At 62.1% G+C, this 7902-nt stretch carries 8 protein-coding genes; 4 read left to right on the top strand and 4 right to left on the bottom strand.

What is annotated here, in order from left to right:
- Positions 1 to 45 precede the first annotated feature (45 nt).
- The 4 genes from AAFO90_RS23180 to AAFO90_RS23165 form a co-directional block, all read right to left on the bottom strand.
- Positions 46 to 1005: an IS5 family transposase gene (locus tag AAFO90_RS23180; protein WP_347510947.1), complete on the bottom strand. Its 960-nt coding sequence runs from the start codon at positions 1003 to 1005 to the stop codon at positions 46 to 48.
- 176 nt (positions 1006 to 1181) lie between these two features.
- A complete protein-coding gene (locus tag AAFO90_RS23175; protein WP_050766250.1) occupies positions 1182 to 1562 on the bottom strand; it encodes a cytochrome c in 381 nt (126 codons plus the stop codon).
- Positions 1563 to 1606: 44 nt separating this feature from the next.
- On the bottom strand, positions 1607 to 2965 hold the full coding sequence (locus AAFO90_RS23170; RefSeq protein WP_067627257.1) for an ISKra4-like element ISSusp4 family transposase: 1359 nt from the start codon (positions 2963 to 2965) through the stop codon (positions 1607 to 1609).
- A gap of 79 nt (positions 2966 to 3044) precedes the next feature.
- Positions 3045 to 4112: a porin gene (locus AAFO90_RS23165; protein WP_009827261.1), complete on the bottom strand. Its 1068-nt coding sequence runs from the start codon at positions 4110 to 4112 to the stop codon at positions 3045 to 3047.
- 422 nt (positions 4113 to 4534) lie between these two features.
- Here AAFO90_RS23165 and AAFO90_RS23160 point away from each other — a divergent pair, with 422 nt between their 5' ends.
- Genes AAFO90_RS23160 through AAFO90_RS23145 form a run of 4 tightly spaced genes read left to right on the top strand, consistent with a single transcriptional unit; the run spans position 4535 to position 7816 of the window.
- Positions 4535 to 4897, top strand: coding sequence for an NADH-quinone oxidoreductase subunit A (locus AAFO90_RS23160; RefSeq protein WP_009827260.1), 363 nt, complete (start codon positions 4535 to 4537; stop codon positions 4895 to 4897).
- A 26-nt stretch (positions 4898 to 4923) separates the two neighbouring features.
- Positions 4924 to 6747 (top strand): heavy metal-binding domain-containing protein, encoded by a 1824-nt coding sequence (locus AAFO90_RS23155; protein WP_347510946.1) that lies wholly within the window; start codon positions 4924 to 4926, stop codon positions 6745 to 6747.
- Positions 6744 to 7643 (top strand): NADH-quinone oxidoreductase subunit H, encoded by a 900-nt coding sequence (locus AAFO90_RS23150; protein ID WP_040427768.1) that lies wholly within the window; start codon positions 6744 to 6746, stop codon positions 7641 to 7643. Before AAFO90_RS23155 ends, AAFO90_RS23150 begins: the two co-directional genes overlap by 4 nt.
- Positions 7640 to 7816 carry a hypothetical protein gene (locus tag AAFO90_RS23145; RefSeq protein WP_347510945.1) on the top strand — a complete coding sequence of 59 codons (177 nt, stop codon included), beginning with the start codon at positions 7640 to 7642 and terminating at the stop codon, positions 7814 to 7816. Before AAFO90_RS23150 ends, AAFO90_RS23145 begins: the two co-directional genes overlap by 4 nt.
- The last annotated feature ends 86 nt before the right edge of the window (positions 7817 to 7902 follow it).

Raw genomic sequence — 7902 nt, 5'->3', positions numbered from 1 at the left:
TGGCCGCCTGAGCGGCGGTTTGGCCGATTTTGGACGGACTCCGCCTCATGCCGCGAGCCTCCTGCGCATCAGGAACAGGTTGCCGAGGGCAAACAGCGTAAACAGATGCGCCCGGTTCTTCGCCAGACCCCGGTAGCGGGCTTTGACATGGCCGAACTGGCGCTTGAGGATCCGGAACGGATGCTCAACCTTGGCGCGCACCTTCGCGATGATCCGGTTGATCTGCTCGTCTAGCTCATCCAGCTCACCGCCCTTGGGGGCCTTGCGCATCACACCCCAGAAGGCGTCGCCGTCTTTCGTGAAGGCGGCCTCCCGACCGGCGTGGACATACCCCTTGTCTGCCCAGACGGATGTTTCCTTGCCGTGCAGAAGCTCGTCCCAAACCTGGCTGTCATGGGTCTTGGCTGTGGTCGTCTCCAGGCTGTGGACGATGCCGCTGTCAGCATCCACGCCCACATGGGCTTTCATCCCGAAATACCAGTCATTGCCCTTTTTTGTTGACGACATCTCGGGGTCACGGGCCTTGGACTTGTTCTTCGTCGACGACGGCGCATCGATAATCGTCGCATCAACCAACGTGCCCGAGCGCAGCGTGATGCCCTTGTCAGCAAGGTAGGCGTTCACCTCGGCAAACAGCTTCTCGGTCAGCTGATGCTTCTCCAGCAGGTGCCGGAAGTTGAGGATCGTCGTTTCGTCGGGAATGCGGTCATCGCCAAGCTCGATCCCGGCAAACCGCCGCATCGCCTCGCTATCGTAGAGCATCTCCTCAGCCATCGGATCGCTCAGCGCGTACCAGCTTTGCAGGAAATAGACCCGCAGCATCGTCTCCATCGGCATCGGAGGCCGACCGCCCTTCGGCCCGGCCTTCGGATAGTGCGGCTCGACAAGTGCGAGAAGGCGTAACCACGGCACCACTGCCTCCATCTCGGCGAGGAACTTCTCACGCCGCGTCTGTTTCTTCTTCATCGACTGGCGTAGCGCAGGAAAGGCGGGCTGTTTGGGCATCGGCGGGCATCCTTCAAGGTCCCGCTCAGTCTACCGCAACACGCTAAGAGCACGAGGTTTTTCAGACTTTCCCTAGCGTTGCGATAAATTTAGGTTTCATTCGTTTCTCTCCCCGTTGATGACAGTTATTATCTACTGGATGGCTGTTATGCTTTTGCCTCAGGTCGACAGGTCACTCAGTTAATTCCGTTTTCCCTTTGAAGAGCCCGTATATATGCCACGATATTCAATACTTCTGCTCGTGTTACGCCCTCGACAGCTGGCATGTTGCCAAACTTCCAATGGTGCGCCCGAACACCATTCTGTGCTGCGAGGACAAACGCCATGTCACCGTGGTGGCCCGGCTCATAAATCTTGTGCACCAGCGGTGGAGCAACGCCGTCCTGACCCTGCCCATTGACGCCGTGGCAGGTCGCGCAGGCCGCACCATAGGCACGCTTGCCGATTTGCTCTTGCTCGGTGAAACTTGGGGGCAGCCTGACAGTTGCAAGCGCACCTGCGGGAAGTGCCATTCTTTCGTCCGTCTGAGTACTCGTCTGGGAGTGGGTCGGCTGCAGGATGTACCATCCTGCCGCAGCAGGGAGTGGGCAAAACTTGGGGGTTATGCGGCTGCTCTTTGGTAGGCGCCGGTTAGCCGACCGTCGAGAACGGCGGCGCGGACAACCGCCACGCGGTGGGCTCCTTTGGGCGACCATCTCATGCGGCGGCGCTTGCCCATGCGGGTGTTCCCGATGTCGTCCACGCAGCCCTCTGCTCGGGAAGAAAAGACCGGAAGGCCTCTTCGATGTCGCTTGCCGTAGTTCGTCAGGTTGTCCATGTTGTTCGCAAGGTATGAATAGAGGTCTCGGCAGCGAGCTTGCACTCGCCGAGTGGCTTCAGTTGCCACGCGGTCATCTGTAACCAGCCGGGCGCAATCGACGATCAACCATTGCAGACTGGTCGTGGCCGTAAGAACTTTTCCATGCCAAAGGTACCATCGCAGCGTTTCGGCCGGACGTTTGAACAGCACTGGAATGCCGGAGAAACCCCTGCTCTGCAGCAGGCCTTTTACGGCGTTCTCGACGTGCTGAATACGCATCGAGATATGCCACCAGTCGAGGATGTGGCGTACCTTTCCACCGACGGCATTGCGGACGAGGTTTGGCAGGGCTGGTTCCCCGTCCGAAATTACCGTGACGGTTTGTTCGCGATCCCAACCGAGAGACATCAAGTCCCGGCGAAGCTGACTGGCAGGCGACAGGACCGCTTGTTGCACCAAGCCGAAGCGACGGCACCTATCGTGGCTTTCGATCTTGCCAACCACAACATCGAGGTGTCGCTTCTGGTATTCCGGCCTGCATCGGATATGCGCACCGTCTAGGAAAACCGTCAACGCAGGCGCCTCTTTGGCGGCTGAAGGAACCAACGGCTCAGTCTGCTCGCTGTCGCAGATTTCCCTGGCAACTTTGCCCAGTCGATTGCGCACCGATGTATTCACCTGCTTCGCGCAAGGTAGAAAGGTTTCCAGGATACGCGCCGCTTCCCGGAAGGAATGACGCGCCCCAAGTTCGGCCTGAAGGCGTCGCAGTTCCGGGGTCGATCGATCCGGAAAATAGTCAGCGAGAGGCGAAAGCGGTCCGCCCAAGACAACATCGGATTTTGCATTGCAGGCGCACCGGCGAATGCGCGGCGCTTTGACCTCGAACCTGCCGAAAAGCGTGTCGGGCACCCGCGACCGATAATCATGTATAGCCCGGACCCCGTCGCAGTCCGGACAGATCCTGCTGGCTTCGGAAATTTCCTCGATCTGGTCGCGCAGGATCGCATTCTGCAATTGCCCCAGGATCGTCTTCGCATCTTCGAGCAACAACCCGAAACCCTCAGGTTGCGTGCGCCGAAACGGGCGGGATAGGCGGCCGAGACGATGCCTCTTTGTGGTTCCGTTCTCGAAAGTCGTCTCGACAATAATTCGCACGTCCATGGTAGTTCCCCTCTCAATGAACCACTAGCATACACAGACACCCCCAAGTTTTGCCCACTCCCCTTCTGTACCGGTCAGGTCAAAATACGATTTGCATTCGTGCCCTGATCTCTTTTCCGTTCTCGCCGCTGGCCTGCTTGCCATCCATGTAGCTCAGACCAAGGCGAACGGCGTTGTTCGGGTAATAGTTGATGCCGACGGTGGTTTGCTTACCCTCTGTCGTACCAAGACCGACATCGCTGAACTTGCCGTATCCGTCCTCGTAGCGAAGCACTGCTTCCCATGCACCTTTCGAACTGCTTGGCTTCACCCGCTTGAACACGCCGTTGCTGTAGGGACGGCTTTCACCGGTCAGAATCCATCCTGCCTGAATGTAGTATCCGTCCACATCAACCCCGCCCGTGTCAGCGTTGAAGTATTCGGCCTGCGTGTGAAAGGGCCCCGATGCGGCCGCCAATTCGATGTTGTACGCATCGGTTTCGTTGGCAGGCAGAGCGGCATCACGGCTGGTAAAGCCGGCGCCAAGATGCAAGACCAGATCATCGGTCTGGATCGGGGCATAGGTAACGCGGCCGGTGATGGCCGTATTGCCGAAATCATCGCTGCCGTTGCCGGCCGCCTCGAAAACGCCCAGGCCGTAGGTCCAGTTGTCACCTGCACCGTGCAGTTGCACACCGGCGTTGCGGCCGGGCGCGTAGAATTCGGTCAGGGCCGAGCGTTCAAGCGATGATATGTCCTTCGAACTGGTAAGTTGCTCAAAGCCAAACGGTTCTTTTTGCTTACCCACTGTGATCCGGGCCATCTTGCCAAAACCGGTGTAGCGCAGATAGAGGTCCTCGGCGCTGCCGCCGCCGGTACCGCTTTCGGCGAGATTGAACTGTGCCTTGAAGGCCCAGTCGAGATATTTACCCTGGAAAAAAATCCGTGCGCGACGCACATCGAAATCATCGCTCTTACCGCTGATGTCGGAATCGGTCGAATCGTAATCCCACTGCAGGCGCCCCCCCACCCGGAAAGACGCGGTACCATCAGCACTCTTGAAGGTTATCCCGCTCCCTGCCTTGAGGTTGAAACCAGAGGTTTCGTCGGCCTGCACGACGCCCGCCGCAGCGGCGAGCAATGCCGCCGGTATAAACTTCATTTTCATTTCGTGTTCTCCAATTCTGTCAGGGAAATGCCATCGAGGCATCCGCAAGAGTCTCTTTCAACCGGGTATCCGGCGGGGCTACAGGCTGGCGAATCCCGCCAAAGACCCTTGCCGCTGAATGGCAGGCGATTGTTACAGAATCATGACGGTTTCGGGCATCGCTTGGCTTCGCTTTTGGCCAGCGCGCAGACCGAAGCGGACGGCTTCTGAACGGGAATACACGCGCAGGGCCGACCCCAATTCGGCTCTTTTGTTTGCAGTGTCGTGGTGGCTGGCCGGACTGAGTTGAGCAAAGTGTAACGATCCGGGTCTGGTCGCGTCCTCTTGTTTGCTGTCTGCTGACCACTCGCCCCTACGAATTGACCGCATTGCAGAATCTTCTAGTATGAAACAGACTTGGGAAATCAAATGAGGTGCCACGGATGAGCGAACTTTCCCAATACGCGATCCTTTTCGGGCTGAGCGTCGGTGTATTCGGTTTCGTGCTCAGCCTCTATGGGTTCGCCCGGGCCATCGGGCGGGCGCGCGCGGAACCCGGCAAGGACGTGCCCGCCACCGCCGGCACCCTGTCGCGCGATCCGGTCTGGGTGCGCTACCATGCGCGTTATGCCGGTTATGCGCTGCTGTTTCTGGCCTTCGACATGGAGATGGCGTTCATGTATCCGTGGGCGGTCGTCTACCGCGAAGAAGGGCTGATCGCATTGCTCGACATGGGCGTTTTCCTGGCAATCCTGTTCTTGGGCCTGCTCTATGGCTGGAGCCAGGGCGCGTTGAGGCGGCAATGACCTTGGTCGGGGCGCGAGAGGGCGCGATGTCCGGGATCAGGCGGGCGGTCGCGGCGGCCATGGCGCGCGATCTGCCGGCCTTCGTGCTGCCCGGCCCCTCTGTCGCGCGGGCGATGGGGCTCGATCTGTCCGGGTCGCATCTGCGGCTTGTCGGCACCCCGCGCCATGCGAATCTGTTGATCGTCGTCGGCCCCTTGCCCCCCGGTCTGCGCGATGCCGCCGCCGTCACCTACGCGCAGATCCCGCGCCCCCGCGCGATCCTTGCGCTGGGTGCCGGCGACATCGCCCCGTTGCCCGATGCGGACGTGTCGGCCCCGCTGACCCAGGCCGGGCTGCACTCCGGGCTGGCCGATCTGCGCCGCGTGATCGCCGCGGGCGCGTTTCGCGCTGACAGCGGGGAGTTTAACGCCCCCGCTCTTGAGGTGCGCGTGGAATACACTTGCCCGATGCACCCCGAAATCGTCCGCGACGCCCCCGGAGACTGCCCTAAATGCGGCATGACGCTGGTGCCGCGCGAAACAGCGTCCGATGGACATGGTGGGCACGGTGGCCACGACATGCCCCCGGAGGACAGGTCAAACCCCGCCGATCACGCACATGCGGGCCACGCCGAGGACGCGGGCGGGGCGGGGGCATATACCTGCCCGATGCACCCCGAGGTGATCAGCGACACACCGGGCAAGTGCCCCAAATGCGGCATGAACCTGGTGAAGGCGGAGGAGGTGGAAAGCCACGGTCCCGGTCACGGTCACGGGCATGGCGGTCACGGCGATCATGGCAAACAGCAGGACCATTCCGGCCACTCCAAGGCCGCTATCGACGGGATCGAGCCGCATTTCATGTCGATGGTCGAGATGACCAAGGACCAGCCGCGCAGCAGCGACGGGTTACAGATGGACTGGATCAAGGTGCCGTTCGGGCCGTTCTTTCCCGGCCTGCCGGCTGGGCTGCGGCTGACGTTGACGCTGGATGGCGATACCGTTGCGGCCAGCGACGCCACGAGCCTTGTCGGCGCGACGGATTTGATGGATGGGCCGCAGATGAGGGTGGCCGATTTCGTCGAGCGTCTGGCCACCATGATGCCGCTCAGCCCCGTGTCCTATCGCGCGCTGGCTTGCGCTGCGATTGAGGTGGCCGCCGGCGTCGAGCCCGACCATGACGCGCGCCGTGGCCGCGCCGCCGCCGTGGAACGCGAGCGGATCGCCAGCCACCTGAACTGGCTGGCCGAGTTCGGCCTTCAGTCGGGTTTTTTGTGGCTCGCCGCGCGCGCTGGGGCGTTGCAACTGGCCGTTCAAGGTGCCGACGTTGCCGGGATCGCCACGCAGGCTGGGGCGATCCGGCGGCTGTCGCGCCGGGTGCAGGCGGCCCCGCTGATGCGGATGCGGCTTAGACGCATCGCGCGCATCGGCAAGGACGCCCCGGCCAGCGGCCCGGTGGACCGGGCGCGAGGTGGCGGATCGGATGCCCGAACGGGTGATCCAACGCTGAAGGATCTCGGGTTCGAAATGCGCGTCCGCAACGGCGGCGATGCGCTGGCCCGGCTGCGGCTGCGCTGCGACGAGATCGCCCAAAGTCTCGACGTGATCGCGGCCGCCGGGAGGATTGCTGTGCCGCAGGTGCCGGATGTGGACAGGGTGTCGGGCGAGGGCGAGGCTCGCATCGAAACACCGCGCGGCACGGCGTCGCTGCGCGTGAAGCTGGCCAATGGCAAGGTGGTCGAAGCCGATCTCGACACGCCGACAGACGTGAACATCGCCCTTGTCGAAACGGTGACGGCGCAGCGGGAACTGGGCGATGCCCTGAGCGCCGTCGCCTCGCTCGACCTGTCGCCCTGGGAGGTGCGTGGATGAGCATTCTTGTCGTTCTCCTGTCGCTCGCCGCCGGGGCCTATGCGCTGGCCGTCATCGAACGATGGGCCGTGCATGGACACCTGAGCCTGACGGGTCCGGCCTGGGCCGCCCTGGCGCTTATGGGGCAGGAATCGCTGCTGGCGCGCAAATCTGACTGGTTGTTCTTTGAGCTTGGGCCGGTGCTGCTGTTGGTGGCGGGGCTGATGGCGGTGGCGGTGATCCCGCTGGCACCGGAGCTTATCATTACCGATCTGGCCACCGGGGCGCTGTTTTTGAACGCTGCGCTGGCCTATGTGCTGGTGGCGCTGATCATGGCGGGCTGGGGGCCGAACGGGGCCTACGCAATGATTGCGGGCTGGCGGTTCCTGGGCCAGTTCATTGCCTATGCCATGCTGATCGTGATGCCGATCACCGCCGTCGCCATGCGGGCGGAGTCGCTCTCGACGGTTGAGATCGTCGCCTCGCAGGCGCAGCTCTGGAACGTGCTGTACCAGCCGATGGGGTTTGTCCTGTTCGTCGTGGCGGCGATGGGGCTGGCCTGGCTGCCGCCGCTGGACCTGCCCGATGCTACCGGCGAATTGGCCGGCGGGGTCGAGGCAGAATATACCGGCGTGCGGCTGGCGGTGCTGCGGCTGGCGCGGATGGTCATTATTCTGGCGCTGGCGGGGGCGACGGTGACCTTCTATTTGGGCGGCTGGCTGGGCCCGTGGCTGCCCGCCTGGGCCTGGAGCGCGATCAAGATCCTGGCCGTGGCTGCGGCTATGCTGAGTGTCGGACGCTACATGCCGCGCATCCGCGAGGCGCGCTATCTGGCGCTGAGCTGGAAGCTAGGGATCTCGCTGGCGCTGGCCAATGTCTTTGTCGTGGGCGTGATCGCCCTGGTGGTGCCGATATGACGGTTCAGATGATCTTTCTGGCGTTCTTCGGCGGCGCGGCGATGTGGTTCGGCGTCGTGGTCTTTCGCACCCATTCGATGGTGCGCTCGGCGTTGGCTCTGCTGTTCTCGCAGACCGCGATCGGGGCGATGTTTCTAGGGTCTGTGGACATTCAGGATTCCCAAGCTGGCTGAAATCTGATTCAAGCTTCCAAAATGGAGGTTTGAATGAACGAAGAGCGGTTTGTGTTGACAGATGAGGTCTGGGTCCGCCTTGCGCC

The organism is Phaeobacter sp. CAU 1743 (genome assembly GCF_039839315.1).
Lineage (GTDB): Bacteria > Pseudomonadota > Alphaproteobacteria > Rhodobacterales > Rhodobacteraceae > Phycobacter > Phycobacter gallaeciensis_A.
This window is presented reverse-complemented; position numbering and strand designations above follow the sequence as displayed.